The 17,807-nt window shown below is 69.7% G+C and carries 21 protein-coding genes and 2 pseudogenes; 12 read left to right on the forward strand and 11 right to left on the reverse strand.

Annotation, left to right across the window (positions count from 1 at the left end; translation table 11 throughout):
- Positions 1-218: 218 nt before the first annotated feature.
- Positions 219-2,762, reverse strand: coding sequence for a phosphoketolase family protein (locus WDW90_RS21720; RefSeq protein WP_336489548.1), 2,544 nt, complete (start codon positions 2,760-2,762; stop codon positions 219-221).
- A 132-nt stretch (positions 2,763-2,894) separates the two neighbouring features.
- Between WDW90_RS21720 and WDW90_RS21725 the strand changes: the two genes are divergently transcribed.
- The 3 genes from WDW90_RS21725 to WDW90_RS21735 are packed head-to-tail and all read left to right on the forward strand — an operon-like array spanning position 2,895 to position 4,766.
- A complete protein-coding gene (locus WDW90_RS21725) occupies positions 2,895-3,095 on the forward strand; it encodes a hypothetical protein (RefSeq protein ID WP_336489549.1) in 201 nt (66 codons plus the stop codon).
- Between the two features lie 30 nt (positions 3,096-3,125).
- Positions 3,126-3,773, forward strand: a complete 648-nt coding sequence (locus WDW90_RS21730) for a BON domain-containing protein (protein WP_336489550.1) — start codon at positions 3,126-3,128, stop codon at positions 3,771-3,773.
- Positions 3,774-3,782: 9 nt separating this feature from the next.
- The gene (locus WDW90_RS21735; protein ID WP_336489551.1) at positions 3,783-4,766 is read left to right on the forward strand and encodes a zinc-dependent alcohol dehydrogenase family protein; all 984 of its coding nucleotides are present in this window, start codon (positions 3,783-3,785) and stop codon (positions 4,764-4,766) included.
- A 3-nt stretch (positions 4,767-4,769) separates the two neighbouring features.
- Here the strand turns inward: WDW90_RS21735 and WDW90_RS21740 are convergent, their stop codons facing one another.
- The gene (locus tag WDW90_RS21740; protein ID WP_336489552.1) at positions 4,770-5,048 is read right to left on the reverse strand and encodes a response regulator; all 279 of its coding nucleotides are present in this window, start codon (positions 5,046-5,048) and stop codon (positions 4,770-4,772) included.
- 135 nt (positions 5,049-5,183) lie between these two features.
- Between WDW90_RS21740 and WDW90_RS21745 the strand changes: the two genes are divergently transcribed.
- Both WDW90_RS21745 and WDW90_RS21750 read left to right on the forward strand, forming a co-directional pair.
- Positions 5,184-5,999 carry a universal stress protein gene (locus WDW90_RS21745; protein ID WP_336489553.1) on the forward strand — a complete coding sequence of 272 codons (816 nt, stop codon included), beginning with the start codon at positions 5,184-5,186 and terminating at the stop codon, positions 5,997-5,999.
- Positions 5,999-6,331: a c-type cytochrome gene (locus tag WDW90_RS21750; protein ID WP_336489554.1), complete on the forward strand. Its 333-nt coding sequence runs from the start codon at positions 5,999-6,001 to the stop codon at positions 6,329-6,331. Before WDW90_RS21745 ends, WDW90_RS21750 begins: the two co-directional genes overlap by 1 nt.
- 191 nt (positions 6,332-6,522) lie before the next feature.
- Here the strand turns inward: WDW90_RS21750 and WDW90_RS21755 are convergent, their stop codons facing one another.
- The 8 genes and pseudogenes from WDW90_RS21755 to WDW90_RS21790 form a co-directional block, all read right to left on the reverse strand.
- Positions 6,523-6,798, reverse strand: a complete 276-nt coding sequence (locus WDW90_RS21755) for a hypothetical protein (protein ID WP_336489555.1) — start codon at positions 6,796-6,798, stop codon at positions 6,523-6,525.
- Positions 6,798-7,610, reverse strand: a complete 813-nt coding sequence (locus WDW90_RS21760; protein WP_336489556.1) for a universal stress protein — start codon at positions 7,608-7,610, stop codon at positions 6,798-6,800. The genes WDW90_RS21755 and WDW90_RS21760 overlap by 1 nt, the downstream gene beginning before the upstream one ends.
- A gap of 87 nt (positions 7,611-7,697) precedes the next feature.
- On the reverse strand, positions 7,698-8,345 hold the full coding sequence (locus tag WDW90_RS21765) for a BON domain-containing protein (RefSeq protein ID WP_336489557.1): 648 nt from the start codon (positions 8,343-8,345) through the stop codon (positions 7,698-7,700).
- Between the two features lie 48 nt (positions 8,346-8,393).
- Positions 8,394-8,859 (reverse strand): annotated as a pseudogene (locus WDW90_RS21770) (response regulator).
- Between the two features lie 65 nt (positions 8,860-8,924).
- Complete coding sequence (locus WDW90_RS21775; protein WP_336489558.1) at positions 8,925-10,259, reverse strand: NRAMP family divalent metal transporter; 1,335 nt, start codon at positions 10,257-10,259, stop codon at positions 8,925-8,927.
- The gene (locus WDW90_RS21780; protein WP_336489559.1) at positions 10,256-10,504 is read right to left on the reverse strand and encodes a hypothetical protein; all 249 of its coding nucleotides are present in this window, start codon (positions 10,502-10,504) and stop codon (positions 10,256-10,258) included. The genes WDW90_RS21775 and WDW90_RS21780 overlap by 4 nt, the downstream gene beginning before the upstream one ends.
- 10 nt (positions 10,505-10,514) lie before the next feature.
- Complete coding sequence (locus WDW90_RS21785) at positions 10,515-10,730, reverse strand: hypothetical protein (protein WP_336489560.1); 216 nt, start codon at positions 10,728-10,730, stop codon at positions 10,515-10,517.
- Positions 10,731-10,815: 85 nt separating this feature from the next.
- Entirely contained in the window at positions 10,816-11,334 is a 519-nt protein-coding gene (locus WDW90_RS21790) for an ion channel (protein ID WP_336489561.1), read from the reverse strand.
- Between the two features lie 195 nt (positions 11,335-11,529).
- Here WDW90_RS21790 and WDW90_RS21795 point away from each other — a divergent pair, with 195 nt between their 5' ends.
- From WDW90_RS21795 to WDW90_RS21810, 4 genes are all read left to right on the forward strand, one after another.
- Entirely contained in the window at positions 11,530-11,769 is a 240-nt protein-coding gene (locus WDW90_RS21795) for a biotin/lipoyl-containing protein (protein WP_336489562.1), read from the forward strand.
- 120 nt (positions 11,770-11,889) lie between these two features.
- Positions 11,890-12,138 (forward strand): glucokinase, encoded by a 249-nt coding sequence (locus WDW90_RS21800; RefSeq protein WP_336489563.1) that lies wholly within the window; start codon positions 11,890-11,892, stop codon positions 12,136-12,138.
- Between the two features lie 71 nt (positions 12,139-12,209).
- Positions 12,210-13,028, forward strand: a complete 819-nt coding sequence (locus WDW90_RS21805; RefSeq protein WP_336489564.1) for a universal stress protein — start codon at positions 12,210-12,212, stop codon at positions 13,026-13,028.
- 316 nt (positions 13,029-13,344) lie between these two features.
- The gene (locus WDW90_RS21810; RefSeq protein ID WP_336489569.1) at positions 13,345-13,974 is read left to right on the forward strand and encodes a tyrosine-type recombinase/integrase; all 630 of its coding nucleotides are present in this window, start codon (positions 13,345-13,347) and stop codon (positions 13,972-13,974) included.
- Between the two features lie 440 nt (positions 13,975-14,414).
- Here the strand turns inward: WDW90_RS21810 and WDW90_RS21815 are convergent, their stop codons facing one another.
- Positions 14,415-14,567, reverse strand: coding sequence for a hypothetical protein (locus WDW90_RS21815; RefSeq protein ID WP_336489565.1), 153 nt, complete (start codon positions 14,565-14,567; stop codon positions 14,415-14,417).
- 772 nt (positions 14,568-15,339) lie between these two features.
- Between WDW90_RS21815 and WDW90_RS21820 the strand changes: the two genes are divergently transcribed.
- From WDW90_RS21820 to WDW90_RS21830, 3 genes and pseudogenes are all read left to right on the forward strand, one after another.
- Entirely contained in the window at positions 15,340-16,314 is a 975-nt protein-coding gene (locus WDW90_RS21820; protein WP_336489566.1) for a phosphate acetyltransferase, read from the forward strand.
- A gap of 3 nt (positions 16,315-16,317) precedes the next feature.
- A complete protein-coding gene (locus tag WDW90_RS21825) occupies positions 16,318-17,541 on the forward strand; it encodes an acetate/propionate family kinase (protein WP_336489567.1) in 1,224 nt (407 codons plus the stop codon).
- Position 17,542: 1 nt separating this feature from the next.
- A pseudogene (locus tag WDW90_RS21830) lies at positions 17,543-17,807 on the forward strand (hypothetical protein); the annotation flags it as partial.

The raw sequence follows: 17,807 nt of genomic DNA on the forward strand, positions 1-17,807 counted from the left end.
ACGTGGCATCGCGGCGCGCCTGTTAGGAGGCCGCGGCCGCGGCGCAGGTGGACGTGGCGGTCCAGCGGGCCGCCGCGATCCGGTCGGGCGTGGCGGAGCCCGAGGCGAGACGCCCACAGCCTCGACCTCGCGCGTGCTCATCCTCACACCCTCACGGATGAGTCGGAATCCCCTCCGCTGCCGCAACCGACACCCTGGCAGATCCAGCGCGCCGAGACTTACAAGGCGATGACCGTCCGGCCGTCGACCGTCTCGCCCGCCTGTGGCTCCTCCGGGTCGGCTTCGTCCGAGCCGCACTGCATTATATCGCCTTCGACGCGGCGGTGATCGGCATGCCGCACCGGCCAGGCCCAGTCCCTGACCTCCGGCATGTCGTCGCCAGTCCGGCAGACGTGTTCGCGATGGGCAGCCAGCGCGTTCCGGAGTGCCTCCTCGGAGTGCTCGCCCCGGACCTTGAGCCGAGGCACGGCTCGCAGCGCGGCCTGGGCGAGATGGAACCGGTCGAGCCGGTTCAGCACGCACATGTCGAAGGGCGTCGTCGTCGTGCCCTCCTCGATGAAGCCGTGCACGTGGAAGTTCGCGTGGTTCGTCCGCTTGTAGGTCAGGCGATGGATCAGCCACGGATAGCCATGGTAGGCGAACACCACCGGCCGGTCGCGCGTGAACAGGCTGTCGAAGGTCGGGTCGTCAAGCCCGTGCGGATGCATGGCGCGGGAGGGCAGCGTCATCAGGTCGACGACGTTCACCACCCGGATCCGCAGTTCCGGGACGTGCTGGCGCAGCCAGTCCACGGCCGCGAGCGTCTCCTGGGTCGGCACGTCCCCGGCGCAGGCCATGACCACGTCGGGCTCCGCCTCGCCCTCGTTCGAGGCCCAGTTCCAGATACCGGCGCCGGCCGCGCAGTGCCGCGCGGCCTCGTCCAGGCTCAGCCACTGCAGAGCAGGCTGCTTACCCGCGACGACCACGTTGATGCGGTCGTAGGTGCGCAGGCAATGATCCGTGACGCAGAGCAGGCTGTTCGCGTCCGGCGGCAGGTAGATGCGGGCCGTGTCGCCGCGCTTGTTCGCCACGAAGTCGATGAAGCCGGGGTCCTGGTGGCTGAAGCCGTTATGGTCCTGTCGCCAGACGTGGGACGACAGCAGGATGTTGAGCGACGGCACCGGCCGGCGCCACGGCAGGTCGCGTGAGGACTTCAGCCACTTGGCGTGCTGGTTCACCATCGAATCGACCACGTGCACGAAGGCTTCATAGGTCGCGAACAGGCCGTGCCGGCCGGTCAGCACGTACCCCTCGAGCCAGCCCTCGCAGAGGTGCTCGCTCAGCACCTCCATCACGCGGCCGTCGCGGGCGAGGTGGTCGTCACTGGGCAGGATGAGCTCTTGCCAGGCGCGGTTCGTCACCTCGAGCACTGCGTCGAGCCGGTTCGAGGCGGTCTCGTCGGGGCCCATGATGCGGAAGTTGCGAGTCTCGGCGTTGAGGGTGAGCGTTTCTCGCAAGTACGCCCCGAGCGCTCGGGTGGCCTCGGCCTTGGAGCGGCCTGGCTCCGGCACCGCGACGGCGTGACACCGAAGGTCCGGCAGCCTCAACGGCTGGCTCTTGTGCGCGTTGGCGTGGGGGTTCGCGGAGATGCGGCGGGGCCCCTTCGGCGGCAGCGCGGCGAGATCAGGCACGAGCGAGCCGTCTTCCGCGAACAGCTCCTCCGGCCGGTAGGAGCGCATCCAGGCTTCCAGGACCGCGAGGTGCTCCGGGATCTCCCGCACGGTCGCCACCGGCACCTGGTGCGCGCGCCAGGTGCCCTCGACCGGCTTGCCGTCCACCGTCTCCGGCCCCGTCCAGCCCTTGGGGCTGCGCAGCACGATCATGGGCCAGCGCGGCCGCCCGACCTCTCCGGGTCGCGCGCCCGCCCGGATCTCCGCGATGGCGTCGAAGGCCGCATCGAGGGCCGTCGCCATCGCTTGATGCATGGGGCCCGGCTCGTCGCCCTCGACGAAGGTCGGCTCGTAGCCGTAGCCGACGAGAAGAGTCCGCAGTTCATCCCCTGGCAGGCGGGCGAGGATGGTTGGGTTCGCGATCTTGTAGCCGTTGAGGTGAAGGATGGGCAGGACGGTCCCGTCGTTGCGCGGGTCGAGGAACTTGTTCGAATGCCACGCGGCGGCGAGCGGTCCCGTCTCGGCCTCGCCGTCGCCGACCACGCAGGCGACGGTCAGGCCGGGGTTGTCGAGGGCCGCGCCGAAGGCGTGAGCAAGGGAATAACCGAGCTCTCCGCCCTCGTGGATCGAGCCCGGCAGCTCGGGCGAGGCGTGGCTCGGGATGCCGCCGGGGAACGAGAACTGGCGGAACAGCCGGGCCATGCCGTCGCTGTCCCGCGCCACGTCCGGGTAGATCTCGCTGTAGGTGCCCTCGAGGTAGGCGTTGGCGACGAGCCCCGGCGCGCCGTGGCCCGGCCCCCAGACCGCGATCATGTCGAGGTCGCGCTGGCGGATGACGCGGTTCAGGTGGGCGTAGATGAAGTTGAGGCCCGGCGTCGTGCCCCAGTGGCCGAGGAGCCGGGGCTTGACGTGCTCGGGCTTCAGCGGCGCGCGCAGCAGCGGGTTGGCCATCAGGTAGATCTGCCCGACCGACAGGTAGTTCGCGGCGCGCCAGTAGGCGTCGATCCGCTTCAGGCTCTCTGGTCCGAGCGGCCCGGGCACGAAGGCCAGGGTCCGGTCGCCAGCATGGTGCCCGCCGTCTCGGCATTCCCTCGGTTCGCGCCTCGCGTCCATGTCGGCCTCCCGGCGGATGCGGATACCCGGGGCGACCGTGCCGGCACCCAGTGCCGAGGGCGTTGAGGTGGATCAAAGCGCGCCCGAAGCGGGCCGGCAGAATGGCCCCGTCAGGCAAGACGGGAGCGCGCGATGACCCTGGTTCTTCGATCCACCTTCGTCACGACGGTCCGCCGCGCGCGGGTGCCGGTCAGGCTGGCGCCGCTCAACGACGCCGGCCCCCGGCTCGTCACGAATGCCGCGCGCTACCGGAGCATCGGCAGCCTGCAAGCGCTCGCCTTGGCCATCGCCGCCTCGGTGGTGACGCCCGCGCTGCTCTGGCTCGCCCTCTGAGTCCCCACTGCCGAACCGAGGAGACGAGCCATGGACGACATCACCGTGCGCCAGCAGGTGCTCGACGAGCTGGAATACGCCCCCATGATCGACGCCGCGCAGATCGGCGTCACGGTCGAGAACGGCATCGTGACGCTCACCGGGCATGTCCGGAGCTATGCCGAGAAGGGCATCGCCGAGCGGGTCACGCTCCGCGTCCGCGGCGTGCGCGCCGTGGCCGAACAGATCGAGGTCCGCTACCCGGACAACCCCCGCATCGGCGACGAGGCCCTGGCCGACCGCTGCGCCCGGGTACTCGAATGGGACGTGCGGATCCCGGAGAACTCGGTCTCGCTCAAGGTCGAGCGGGGCTGCGTCACGCTCCAGGGCTGCGTGCCCTACTACCACCAGAAGGCGGCCGTCGATAAGGCGCTGCGCCGCCTCGCCGGCGTCACCGACATCGTCAACCTCATCGCCGTGAAGCCGTCGGTCCGGCCCTCCGAGGTCAAGTCCCGCATCCTCGCGGCCCTGATGCGGAGCGCCCGGGACCCGGACACCATTCGGGTACAGGTGGACGGCGATAGGGTCACCCTCGACGGCTGCGTCGACGTCTGGCGGGAGCGCGAACTCGCCGAGCGAGCCGCCTGGTCCGCGCCCGGCGTCCGCGCCGTTGAGGATCGCCTGACGCTCGCCTGCTGAGGTTCGTCGATGCTGGTGATGGTGCTGCGCGAGATCGGCGCCTCCCTCGTTCCCGAAGAGCGGCCGGACCCGGAGCCCGGGCCCGGCGAGGTCCGCATCCGGGTGGAAGCCTGCGCCGTCTGCCGAACCGACCTCCACGTCATCGACGGAGACCTGCCTCAGGCGGTCTATCCCATCGTGCCGGGCCACGAGGTCGTCGGCATCGTCGAGGCGGTCGGCACAGGCGTGACCGCGCCGCGGCCGGGCACGCGGGTCGGCGTGCCATGGCTCGGGCACGCCTGCGGCCGCTGCGCCTACTGCGAGACCGGCCGGGAGAACCTCTGCGACGCCCCCGGCTTCACCGGCTGCACGCGCGACGGGGGATTCGCGAGCCACATCCTGGCCGAGGCCGCCTTCACCATCCCGCTCGACGCGAACCTGGACCCGGTCGGGACGGCGCCGCTCCTCTGCGCCGGGCTGATCGGCTGGCGCACGCTGCGGATGGCCGGCGAGGCCGTGACCGTCGGTCTCTACGGCTTCGGGGCGGCCGCCCACATCCTCGCCCAGGTTTGCCGCTGGCAGGGGCGACGCGTGTTCGCGGTCACCCGCCCCGGTGACCGGGAGGCGCAGGACTTTGCCCGCTCGCTCGGAGCCGAGTGGGCCGGAGGGGCGGACGAGACGCCACCGGAGCCACTCGACGCCGCTCTTATCTTCGCGCCCGACGGCCGCCTGGTGCCGACCGCGCTCACTGCGGTTCGCAAGGGTGGCCGCGTGGTCTGCAGCGGCATCCACATGAGCGACATCCCGGCCTTTTCCTACGACCTCCTCTGGGGCGAGCGGTCTGTGCGCTCGGTGGCGAACCTCGCGCGCGAGGACGCCCGCACCTTCTTCGAGGTCGTGCCGCAGGCCGGCATCGTCACCTGCACGCGCACCTACCCGCTGTCGCAAGCCAACGTGGCCATCGCGGCGCACCGGTTCGGGACCCTGAAGGGCGCCGCCGTGCTCGTTCCCTGATGCTCAAGGTCCGCCGACCGACGTCTCGCGTGCGCTCAAACAGACACAGGAGGATGTTTGCGGCACCTTCGAACGCGCGCGACGGAGGGTCGGTTCTCGATGCGGGAGCGGCAGAACGATGACGGCGTGCCGCTCGGCGAGCAGCACCATGGGCTTGTTGCCGTCACTGGCCTCGAAGGTCCGGAACCCGGCCTCCTCGAGGAGGTCCATCGCATCCATGCGGATGAGACCGTCGTCCACGATGAGGGCATAGGTCGCTGGCTGATCGGATGGCTCGCTCATCCAAACACAAGTCACGGTACCGCTGAAATGTCCGTCCGCACGATGCTCTCTCTCCCTTGAGGTGGATCAAGGTTTGCGTCGTGCGCGCGAGCGAGGATGCCCGCGGGTCGGGAGGCCCAAGCAGCGGAGGCAGTCATGCGGATCTCCAACATCATGGTCTCGGTCGACCTCGGGGCCGCGGCCGCAGACCGCGTCCAGCTCGCCGCCGGCCTGGCCGAGCGGTTCCGGGCGAAGCTGAGCGGGGTCGCCGCACGCCCGGTGCTGGCGCCCATGCCGGTCGGCGACATACTGAAGGTCGAGCGCGTCTGGGCGGCCGAGGAGCGTCTGGCCGACGAGCAACTCGCGGAGGCGAAGGCCCTCTTCGAGCGCGAGGCCGGGCCAGCGCCGAGGACGGCTTGGCTTGCGGCGCCCACCGACCCGTTGGCCCACCTCGTGGAGCAGGCGCGCACCGCCGATATCGTGGTGGTCGGTCGGCAGGGTCCGGCGGACGGCGACCCGGGCCTCATGGTGGTGCCGACGGGCGCGCTGCTGATGGAGGTCGGTCGTCCGGTCCTGATCGCGCCACCCGGCATCGAGCACCTCGCTGCCAAGCGTGTCGTGGTGGCCTGGAAGGACACGCGCGAGGCGCGGCGCGCCCTCCACGACGCCCTGCCGTTCATGAGCCAGCCCGAGCGGACCTGCGTCGTGGCCGTGGGACCGGACGCGCACCACGAAGGCGCCGAGGGCGCGGCCGAATACTTGTCCGGGCACGGCATCAAGGCCACCACCCACCTGCTCCCGAGCCCGGCCATCGGCCCAGCCGACGAGCTGCTGCGCTTCGCCCAGCGCGAGGATGCCGACCTCATCGTCATGGGCGCCTACGGCCACAGCCGCCTGCGCGAGTGGATCTTCGGCGGCGCCACCCGCGACATCCTGCAAACGACACCCGTCTGCTGCCTGATGAGCCACTGATGCGCCCGGCTGCCACCCTCCTGGCCCGAGCCTTCGCGGTGCTGCCGGCTTTTCTTGCCATGCCGGCTGCAGCATGGGACCGGCAGGTAAAGCAGGGCGAGACCCTCGCTCAGACCAACTGCGCCCGGTGTCATGCGGTCGGCCGTTCCGGGGAGAGCCCGCTGCGGGCCGCACCGCCCTTCCGCGAGCTCCATACGCGCTACCCCGTCGAGGATCTCGGCGAGGCGCTCGCCGAAGGCATCCGGACCGGTCACCCCAGCATGCCGGAGTTTCGGTTCGACCCGGACCAGGCCGAGGCTCTGATCGCCTACCTGAAGTCCCTGGAGCGCTGAGCGAGGAGAACCACGATGGAGCTCCGCTGTCTCCTCGTCCCGACCGCTCCCGGCCGCGACACCACGCGCCGGCAGGCGCAGCAGCGCGCCTGTATGCCCATATACCGGCTCTCATGGCGCACCGAAGTATCGTGCGTACAAGGCCGTAGAGGTGAGGCTCACCTGGCCCGGGCCGCCGTGACTTGCGGTCCTCACCGCCGAGGATCGTGGCAGTGCATGTGCGGGGGCGCCGTGCCGCAGTCCAAGCTACAGGTCTGGTGTGGCTTGCAGAACCACTGCAGGGTGCCGCGCTTCGGGCACGAGCCCGAGCAGTGACGGTGGGGCGCGTTCGCCGGCTCGACGAAGTCCCCGTTCGCGTCATGCGAACCGGCTGATCTTTGCGCGTGCGTGGTCGGCGCGTTTGCCGCGACCGCGACGAGGGCTAGGAAGGCCGCGCCTGCCTTGGCTGTGCACTCGAAAACGGGCATCAGTGGCTCATCAGGCAGCAGATGGGGGCGGCGGCCAGCAGGTCGCGGGTGACGCCCCCGAAGGCCCACTCGCGGAAGCGACCGTGGCCGTAGGCGCCGGTGACGAGCAGGTCGGCGGCCTGCTCGGAGGCCGCGTCGACCAAGGCCTCGGCGGCCGCGGCGCCGTAGGCGTCCTTGCGAACGGCGGTGGCGTAGACGTCGTGGGCCTGCAGGAACCCGACGATGTCCCGCGGGTCGGCAGCACCGTTCCCGTCGTCGACGGACACAACGACGACCTGGGAGGCCCGCTTCAGCAACGGTAACGCGTCCCATACCGCCCGGCGTGCCTCGCGGGTGTTCTTCCACCCGACCGCGACGCGCTTGGCGTCGAGGTGGTCGATCCCCGGCGGCACAACCAGGACCGGCCGCCCGAGACGCATGACGAGATCTCCCGGGTTGACCGAGAACAGCGTGGGCCCGGGCTCGGTCTTGCGTCCGACCACGACGAGGTCGGCGGCGCCGGCCTGTGCGACGAGGAAGGGCAGCGGGAACTCGATGTTGGAGCGCCACTCGATGCGGCTGCGCGCCCCCGCCGCCTCCTCGAAGGCGGCATGGGCCTGCCTGAGGTCGTTCAGGACGGTCTCGTTCGAGGCGGTCAACGCATAGGCGCTCGCCGGCGTCGGTCCCGCCGGCGGGACGGCGTAGGCCGGGGTTTCGGCCGCCACGCCGATGAGGCGGGCGCGGAAGTCGTCGGCGAGGTGGCCTGCCAAGCCTACACGCTCCTTCGCCTTTGCGGTTAGGTCCACCGCCACCATGATGCTGGCAAAGGTCATGGGAAGTCTCCGGTCGGGAGGCGATCAGGAAGCGTGCTGATGTTCCTGGGCGGGCGGGATCGGCGGTCTCGCCCATCCGCTTGCGGCTCAGGCCAGCGTCAGGTGGTCCTCGACGGCGCGAACGCCCGGAGCCGACCAAGCGGCATTCTCGGCAAGCTCGCGCTCGTACCAAGCGTTTACCTTGCCCTCCAGGATGACCTTGGCGTCTTTCACCGTCACCTCGGTGGCGTCCGCCTCAAGCTCGGCGTTGCGCTTGAGCGCCGCCATGATCTTCGAGCGAACGTCGGGCGCGCTCGCCTTCGGTGTCACCTCGATGGTGTTCATGATGCCGGCGACGCCCGCGAGGCGCCGGATCGACCGGTAAGCCTCCTCCTTCTGGTACTGCCAGTCGACCTTGCCGCTGAGCGTCACCCAGCCGTTCTGGACCTTCACCTGCACGGCGCCCTCAGGCACGGTGACCGACCAATCGAGCATCTGCACCGCGCGTTGGGCGATGTCTTCGTCGCGGGGCGGCGTCTCGCCGCCGAAGCGCACCTCGATCTCCTCGACGATGCCGCGGACGCCGCGCACCTTCTGGGCCGCCTTCTCGGCGGCCACGCGCTCGGTGTAGCTGCCGACGTGGCCGGTGAGCGTGACGATGCCGTTCTCCACGGCGACGCCGATATGGGCGGCGTCGATGCTGGGGTCGAAGTCGAACTCGTCGATGACGTTCTGGCGAATCAGCTTGTCGCCCATGGTCCGTCTCCTCGGGAAGGTCCAGGTCACACTTGGCCGAGCCCGACGCTAGGCCACACAACCGTTCGCACATTGATCCAGCGCAAGGGTTTCCTCGGCCGCGATCCGGCCCGGCATCGGGCAGGTCCGGGCGCCGTCGCGGCAGCCCGGAACCGTGCAATGGGCGGATATGGCGGCCATCATGTCCCGGGCCATCGAACAGCCGGTCGAACATCGGCACGTCCGCGAATGCGTCCGGGACGCGCGCGTTGCCCGCGATCAGGGCGAAGGGGATGCCCCGCCGGCGGAGGGCCCAGGCGAGCGGGAAGCCGGAGCCCTGGTTCAGGTCGACGCTGACGATCGCGAAGTCCGGCGGCGTCTTGTCGAGACTTCCGGCGGCATCTCCGCAGGTGCCATAAGGGCCGCTGACCGCGCAGCCGGCACCCGCCAGGACATCCTCCAGCCACATGGCGGGCAGCGCTTGCGGCTCGGCCACGAGGACGACGGGTTGCCTCTCTCCAACACCTGCCTGCATCGCTCGATTCCCGTTCCCGGTTGCGATGGCACGAGGATGGACCGGTCGGGATGACCGGCTTTGCGCTAGATCAAGGGAAGCGCGGCCGTCGCCAGCATGGCGAGGGCGGCGAGCAGCATGCAGGCCGTTGCGGTCCAGCCGAGCACCTTGAGGGGCCCGCGCACGGCGAACGCGCCCATGATGTCATGCCGGGCGGCCGCCAGCATCATCACGGCCATGACGGGGACCGCGATGACGCCATTGACGACCGCGCTCCAGTAGAGCGCCCGGATCGGGTCGACCGCGCCGAGGCTGATGACCATGCCCACCAGCGTGGCAAGCGCCACCGTCCCGTAGAAGGCGCGCGCCTCCAGAATGCGCCGGCCGAAGCCCACGGGCCAGCGCCGCGCTTCGCCGACAGCGTAGGCCGCGGAGCCCGCGAGCACAGGCACCGCCAGCAGGCCGGTCCCCACGATGCCGAGCGCGAAGACCATCGCAGAGAACGGGCCGGCGAGCGGGCGCAGCGCCTCCGCGGCCTGAGCCGAGGTTTGGATGTCCGTGATGCCGCGCGGATGGAGCACCGCCGCGGTGGTAACCATGATGGCGAGCGCCACGAGGTTGGAGAACGCCATGCCGACGAGCGTGTCGACCTCGATGCGATGGAGCGCTGCGCCTCCCTGCTCGGGCGCGTGTAGGAGGTCGCGCCGGCGCGGGAAGGCGTGCAGGTCCTCGGCCTCCTCGGCGGCCTGCCAGAAGAACAGGTAGGGACTGATCGTGGTCCCGAAGAGGGCGACCAGCGTGGTCAGGCCGGCTCCGCTGACGTCGACGTTCGGGACGGCGAGCGCCGCGCCGAGATCCCACCAGGAGACGCGTGCGAAGATTACCACGCCGAGGTAGGCGAACAGGCTCAAGGTCAGCCACTTCAATACGGCGACGTAGCGCGTGTACTGCAGGACGAGTTGCATGAAGGCGCAGATGCCGGCGAAGAGGATGACGTAGAGCCAGCGCGGGCCCGGCAGCAGCAGGGCGAAGGCGTCCGCCATGGCGCCGAGGTCGGCACCGAGGTTCAGGATGTTGGCCACCAGCAGGAGCAGGACGACGGCCTGCAGCAGGCCGTTCGGGTAGTGCTCGCGCAGGATGCCGGCAATGCCGTGGCCAGTGGTGCGCCCGATCCGGGCCGAGACCATCTGCACCGCTGCCATGAGCGGCAGGGTGTAGAGCATGGTCCAGCACAGGCCGTAGCCGAACTTGGCGCCGGCCTGCCCGTAGGTGGCGATGCCGCTCGGGTCGTCGTCCGAGGCGCCCGTGATCAGGCCAGGGCCGAGGACCCGTAGCAGGCGCGGCTTCGACGGGCCGACGGCGAGGCTCTGGGCCTCCGGGTCGTCGGCCTCTTTGGCCGCTGCGAGGGGCGACGTGCTCATGCCGCCGACTTTGCCGGCCCGTTCGGCGTCTCCGCCTGGATCGAGTACGCCACCCTCAAGGCGGCGGCGAGGTCGTCCCGGTCGGTGCCGTACCGCCGGCATAGGTCGTCCAGCCACTGCGGACGCCCGTCGGGGATGTCGGAGAACGGGACGTGGTACATCCCGTCGAGGGCCTCGATACCGTAGCCAGTGACGGCCCATTGCCGGCCCTGCCAATGGACGGGTTCGGTGAGTTCATGGCTCATCCCGGCCTCCTCATGCCACGTGCCGGGTCAGCTCGACGACCTCGCAAGTGTCGGCCCGCAACCGCCAGTCGACGACGCCGGCGGCCTCGCGGAACATCGCCTTGGCTGCGTAGGCGGCGGAGACGTCCGAGGCGGCGACGACGACGGTCTGCCGCTGCGGGACGCGGTGGTCGTGGCCGGTGTCGTCCGAGACGACCTTGTGGAAGGTGACGAGGTACTCGCGCATGGCTCAACTCCGCGTCCGGGGCACGGGGTACCCTGGTGCCGGTCGAGACCGGCGGCTTTGATCCAGCGCAAGGGCGCCGGGGCGTTCAGGTGCCGGTCGCCGGTGGGAAGAAGCGGTCCCGGCCTGGCTCCTCGTCCGCGGCCTGCCGCGCCTTCGCAGCGCGGTGGGCATGCGCCTTCCCGTGCAGCGGCCAGTACCGCTCCATGGCGAGGTAGGTGAAGGAGGCCGACCAGCCGATCAGCAGCAGGCCGTTGAGGGCCTCGACGCCGGTGAGGAGGCGGGCATGGCCGACCGGCGCGTGGTCGCCGTAGCCCAGCGAGGAATAGGCGACCACCGAGACGAACAGGCAGTCCTCGAAGGTCTCGATGGGCACGCCCGAGAAGGCGCCGAGCCCCAGCCGGAGCACGAGAAGCCAGTAGGCGCCAGCGTAGATCCAGACCGCGACCGTGTGGCCCGCGAAGGCAGCGAGGACCACTGCGATGATACGCCATCGCGGTGGCACCGGCAGTTCGGCGAGGTGCTCGGAGGTCAGGCGCAGCGTCTCGTAGAGCACCAGGATGGTGACCATCACGAGAACGACGCTGGCAGCCAGGATCACGATCATGGCTTCGGTCCCAAGGGATGGCCTGGAGCGATCCTGCCCGACCAGTACGGGCACCTCGTTGACCTGCCTCAAGGCCGCCTGGTCCGGTCGTCGGTGGCGCGCCCGTCGAGCCGTGATCCAGATCAAGGCACCGCCCCTCTCGATGCCGTCCCTTGCATCCCAGCGCCCGGCCGAGCGCCCGGACAGGAGGCGGCCATGGCGGACATCCACGTAGCCGAGGATCTCTGGTCCACGGGCATGCTGCCCGAGGGCATCCTGGAGCGGTGGCTCGTCTCAGACGGGGCGCGCGTGAAGGTCGGCGAGGCCGTTGCCGCCGTGCGCATCGGCGAGGCCCTGCACGACATCGTCTCGCCCGCCAGCGGGCGCCTGGAGGTGCTGGCGCCGGCGAGCGAGGTGGTCGACCCCGGCTGCATCATCGCCGAGGTTCATGCGTGACAGGCCGGTGCCACCAGCACGCGTCGGGGCACCACGACCGCAAGCAAATCAACGAGGCAGGTCATATCCCGGGCAGATATGCAGGCCGCGCCATCGCCGCCGGGCTGGCGGACGGACGAGATGCTGGCGCTCGTGTTCGCCGCAACTGGCGGCGTCTACCTGGCCGGCGGGATCGCGCCGCGCATCGCGGAAGTCCTGCAAGGCGAGGCGTTCGGCGCAACCTGCGCGGACAAGCCCCCGTTCCGGGATGCGATGCAGACCATACCCCGTTTCGTGTTCACGCGGCCGGAGCCGGCCATCGACGGCCTTGCGGCGCCCCTATGCGCGGAAGATCGCTTCCTGTTTCCTGCCCAGAACTGGAGGGCTTGAGGCAGATCAACGCCGCTCGGTCTGGCTGCCCGCAGCTTGATGCCGCCCATTCCGGGTCGAGGGAGGCTCCGATGTCCTATGCCAGCATCATGGTCACGGTCGACGACGGGCGCCACGCCGGGACGCGGGTCCGGCTCGCAGCGGAACTGGCGCACCGTTTGGGCGCACGCCTCGTCGGCGCCGCCGCCTGCATGCCCGATTATCCGCAGGGCTACGGCGAGACCGCCGTGCCCATGGGCACGGTCATTGAAGAGATCCGCCAGGCCGCCCTCGACAGGTGCGCGGAAGCGGAGAAGGTCTTCCGCCACGGCTCCTGCCTGGACGACCGCGTCGAGTGGCGCTCCGACATCGCCGCCCCGGTCCCGTTCCTGGAGGGGCAGTCCCGGGCCGCCGACCTCGTCGTGCTCGGCCGTTACGCCGAGGACGAGGGCGTCAGGCCGGGCATGGCGGTCGACCTCGGCGACGCGCTCATGGGGCTGGGGCGCCCCGTCCTCGTGGTTCCCGCCGGCATCGAGCACTTGACGGCGAAGCGTGTCGTCGTCGGCTGGAAGAACACTCCCCAATCGCGCCGGGCGGTGTCGGACGCCCTGCCCCTCCTCAGGCGCGCAGAGGCGGTCCAGGTGCTGCGGGTCACGGACGACGAGGATCTGGCCGAGGTGGACGATGTGGTCCGCTACCTCGCCCTGCACGACGTCAACGCGAGCGCGCGCATCGCTGCGCGCTCGGGCTGGACCGTCGCCGACGACCTGCGGAAGGCGACGCGAGAGTTCGGCGGCGACCTCATCGTGACCGGCGCCTACGGCTACAGCCGCCTGCGGGAGTGGTTCTTCGGCGGTGTCACGCGCGACCTGCTGGCCCAGGCGACTATCTGCTGCCTGATGTCCCATTGAAGCGGGTAGAGCGGCTACGTCCGAACCAGGCTATCTCGACCTGCCCGATCCGGGATTCCCGCCGCCATCCCATGCGTCCGCCGAAGCCGGAACGGAACCCCTTGCTCGCGCCCATCAAGATGCCCGACTTGGACCCGGAGCACGTTCCCCGACAGCCCGGCCGTACGCGCCCCGCATTGTCCGCTTCTGACTTATGAGCGGACTTTTCGGCGCGAAGGCCCAAGGCCCGGATGTGGCGCAAGGCCGATCGTGATCGGCGGCTGTGCTCAACGCCTCGGCGTGCCCCCTGACGAGCTCCTCGGCTCAGGAGTTCGTCATGCCGGAAACTCTGAACGTCCCGACCAGCGCTCGCATTCGATGGAACCGTGGCCGTATCGTCGGACCCAAACCGCTCCTGAAGTCGAAGCACATCTGGGCGCTTCGCACCCGCCTGCAGCTCGCCAGCCGACCGCGAGATCTCGCCCTCTTCAACCTCGCCATCGACAGCAAGCTGCGCGGCTGCGACCTCGTCCGACTGCGCGACTGCGACGTGCATCTGGGTGATGCCGTGCGGCTCCGAACGACAGTCTGGCAGCAGAAGACCAGCAGGCCGGTTCCGTTCGAGATCACCGAACCGACGCGTGAGGCGCTCACGGCATGGCTCACCTCACGCAGCTTGAGAGCAGGTGACTGGCTGTTTCCGAGCCGCAGCCGACGCGGCGAGCACCTCACGACGCGCCATTATAGCCGGCTGCTCAACCGTTGGGTCGCCTTGAACGGCCTCGATCCATCGACCTACGGCACGTACGGCCTCCGACGGACGAAAGTTGCGCTGGTCTACAAGCGGACCGGCAACGTTCGAGCCTGCCAACTGCTGCTAGGCCACACCAAGCTGGAGAGCACGGTTCGTTACCTCGGCATCGAGGTGGATGATGCGCTGATCCTGTCCGAGCAGACCGAGATCTGAGACAAGCGCCGCGGCAGAACGGCTGCGGCGTGCCAGCAGCAACAATCCTCCTTAGGCTCCAAATGACCCGTTCCGGACCTCGAGAAGTCGCGTCCCGATCGTCCGTTTCGACGTGTGAAGCAGACGCTGGCGCAGGAGGCGACAACATCAGCAGGTTCGGGCGCACTATCAACCGGCCCGCCATGGTCTGTCCGACGGCCTGTATCTTCCCTCAGGCCATTAAAGCGAAGTGTCTCATAGGGCGCTCTCGGTCAGTGCGGCTGATAGCGTTGAGCGCAGTGAGACCCGCGAGCTCCCTCTGCCACGCCGGCCGGAACACCGATTGACAGCGCCGCCTTGCCCTGTGAGGGGCGTTCGAAGCCCGTGCGCGCCGGGACACGAGTTCACGAACCGCCCGTTCCCGCATCCGACCAAGTGAGCCTCTGAGCGGACGAACGCAGTCAGAGGCTCAATCGCGCGACCTCGACCAGGACATCCTCAAGGTAGGCCCTGATCCGGCCGATCGCGGCCGTGCCCGGCTCTGCGATGCTGAAGGCGACCAACTCGCCGCGCGCGTGAACCCTGCGGATGAGGAGTTCGGCCTTGGTGGTCACCGCGCGCTCGGCCTCGTGGCCCGTGTCGGGGAAGCGGGCCCGCTAGCGGCGCAGGCCGGTCTTTCGGTCTACCAAGGCGCTTGGGTGCTGCAGGGGCACGACTGCTCGAAGGTTTACACATCCGCGGGCAAGGCAACATCGTTCAAGACGCCAGTCGACATCTTCGCGCCCGCCTACATTGTCTCGGGCTACCGCCTGAGGACGCCGATGGCGTCGTGCCGCATCAAAGCGGTCCGACCGAAAGGAGAGCGTCAGCTTCTCCTCCTCGACTGCGCGAACGCAGTGGCCGGCAATGAGGTCAGGGTTCTCATGTCGCCCTGCCGAGCGGTGCTCTGCGACGCTACGACAACGACCAGGACCCGACGGGGGTCGGCTACCAGCGCTGCTCGTGACGAGGCGCGCGAGCGTCGGCACCATCCGGATCGGATGCGATTTCTGCGGGATCGGGTGCGCCGAAATGTCAGAGGCAGCCCGGGGAAGGGCGTGTCGCCCATCGCGGATTCCAGCACGCCGCGAAGGATGATCCACGCAGGATTCGTACACACTGCGCCGCCGGTTCAACCAGTTGCCGATCCGTCCCGTCCGATCAAGCCCGATGATCCCGAAGGCGTATGAGTTTGCGGTGGTCGTCTCCGCGTCGAGGGCGCCTGAGTTCGCCTGCGCAAGCCGGCTCCAGGCGGGTAGGGCCGCTCGAGATCGGGCAGGCCGGATCTACCGTTCGGTGAGGTCGCCACGCTCGGATCCATTCCTCGGAATTTCAGAGGAGGCCACCGTGCCGACTTCGACGATAGAGCGGCCACCGGCCGCGGCCGGCAGGCACGAGAAGCACGATCGCCTGATCGCCGCTGCCAAGGCTCTTCCGAGGTTGAAGGTAGCGGTCGTCCACCCTTGCGACGAGGCCGCGTTGGGTGCCGCGCTGGAGGCCGCCGACCTCGGGATCATCGAGCCCGTCCTGGTCGGCCCGCGGGCGAAGGTCGCCGCCGCCGCGGCCGCGCTCGGCGCGGATATCACCGCCTTCCGCCTCGTCGATGCCGAGCACAGCCACGACGCGGCCGAGAAGGCCGTCGCCCTCGTACGTGCCGGCGAGGTCGAAGCGCTGATGAAGGGCAGCCTCCACACCGACGAGTTGATGGCCGCGGTCGTGCGCCGGGACGGCGGTCTGCGGACTGCCCGCCGCCTCAGTCACGGCTTCGTCATGGACGTGCCGGGCCACGCGACGCCCCTGATCGTTACGGACGCGGCCGTCAACATCGCGCCCTCGCTGGAGGAGAAGCGCGACATCACGCAGAATGCCATCGATCTGGCGCGCGCCCTCGGGGTCGAGACCGTGCGGGTCGCCATCCTGTCGGCCATGGAGACCGTCAACGCGAAGGTGCCCTCGACGCTCGATGCGGCCGCCCTCTGCAAGATGGCCGACCGGGACCAGATCACGGGAGCCGTGCTCGACGGGCCGCTCGCCCTCGACAATGCCATCGATCTCGGCGCGGCGCGGATTAAGAAGATCCGCTCGCCCGTCGCCGGCCAGGCCAACGTGCTCGTCGTCCCCGACCTCGCAGCGGGCAACATGCTGGCCAAGAGTCTCACTTTCCTGGCCGATGCGGACGCGGCCGGGATCGTGCTCGGGGCCCGGGTTCCGATAATCCTGACGAGCCGGGCGGACGCGCGGCTGACACGCCTCGCCTCCTGCGCGGTGGCCTCCCTGGTGGCCGCCGCAGAGCGCGCGCGGCGCCCCCTTCCGGAGGTCTAGCCGATGATCCCAGTTTTGCTCGTTCTCAATGCCGGCTCGTCGAGCTTGAAGTTCCAGGTGTTCGAGTTCGGCGAGACGGAGGACCCGCACCGCGTCTTCCGGGGCTTGTTCGAGAGTCTCGGCAGTTCTCCCCGCCTGCTGATCCGAGACAGCACCGGCACGGTGGTGGCCGACGAGCCGTTCGGCGAGGTCCCGGCCTTCGGTCACGAGGAAGCGCTCCTGCACCTGGCCGCTTGGCTGCGCGCGCATAGCCGCGGCCTCCGCCTTGCCGCCGTCGGGCACCGAGTGGTTCATGGCGGCATGGCGCATCGCGCCCCGGTGCGCGTCAATGGGGACGTGCTGCGGGCGCTGGAGAGCCTCGTACCTCTCGCACCCCTGCATCAGCCGCACAACCTGGAGCCGATCCGGATCCTCCGGCGACGTTTCCCGGACCTGCCCCAGGTCGCCTGCTTCGACACGGCGTTCCATGGCAGTCAGCCCGAGATCGCCCAGCTCTACGCCCTGCCGCATGCGATGACGGAACGGGGCGTGCGGCGCTACGGCTTCCACGGACTGTCCTACGCCTACATCGCCTCGATCCTCGGGGAATACGATCCCGCTCTCGTGGCCGGCCGTGTTGTGGTCGCCCATCTGGGCAGCGGGGCCAGCCTGTGCGCTCTGAACCAAAGCATGAGCGTCGCGACCACGATGGGCTTCTCCGCCCTCGACGGGCTGCCCATGGGCACGCGCTGCGGCAGCATCGATGCCGGCGTCGTCTTCTACATGCTGCGGGAGATGAATCTCGGCGCCGACGAGGCTGAGCGGGTCCTGTACACGCAATCAGGACTTCTCGGGGTCTCGGGACTGTCGAACGACATGCGCAAGCTGCGCGCGCTCGCGGCAGCCGATCCCAATGCCCGCCGTGCCATCGACCTGTTCGTCTATCGGATCGGGCGGGAACTCGGCTCCCTCGTGGCAGCGCTCGGCGGCATCGACGCCCTCGTGTTCACCGGCGGCATCGGCGAGAACGACGCCGCCACCCGGTCCGAGGTCCTGCGCGGCGCCGCTTGGGCCGGGTTCGCGCTCGATGAGGCGGCCAATGCCTCCGGCGGCCCCTGCCTGGCGCGCGGACCCGGCCCCGCCGCCTGGGTCATTCCGACGGACGAGGAACTGATGATCGCGCGCGGCACGCGCGACGCGCTGAGCGAGGCTCGGCGCCAGCCGGCCCTACGAGCAACGGGAGCCTGAGATGGAAGCGCTCAAGACGAAGCCGCCGACCGAACTCGGGGACGAGACCTTCATGTCCGCTGCCGAGCTCGGCACCTACACGGCCAAGCTGAGGGCCGCGAAGGCCATGAAGGATTTGCAGGCCGAGGACCGCGCCGGGAAGGCGCGGGCAGAACTCATCAAGACCTTGTCCGAGACCATCGAGGTCACGCCCCAGAAGGTGCACGAGATCACGAAGTCGCTCCTGCACAAGCTCCGCATCGCCGCCGAGCAGGGCAAGAACGAAC

It is taken from the genome of Methylobacterium nigriterrae, from assembly GCF_037106235.1.
GTDB lineage: Bacteria > Pseudomonadota > Alphaproteobacteria > Rhizobiales > Beijerinckiaceae > Methylobacterium > Methylobacterium nigriterrae.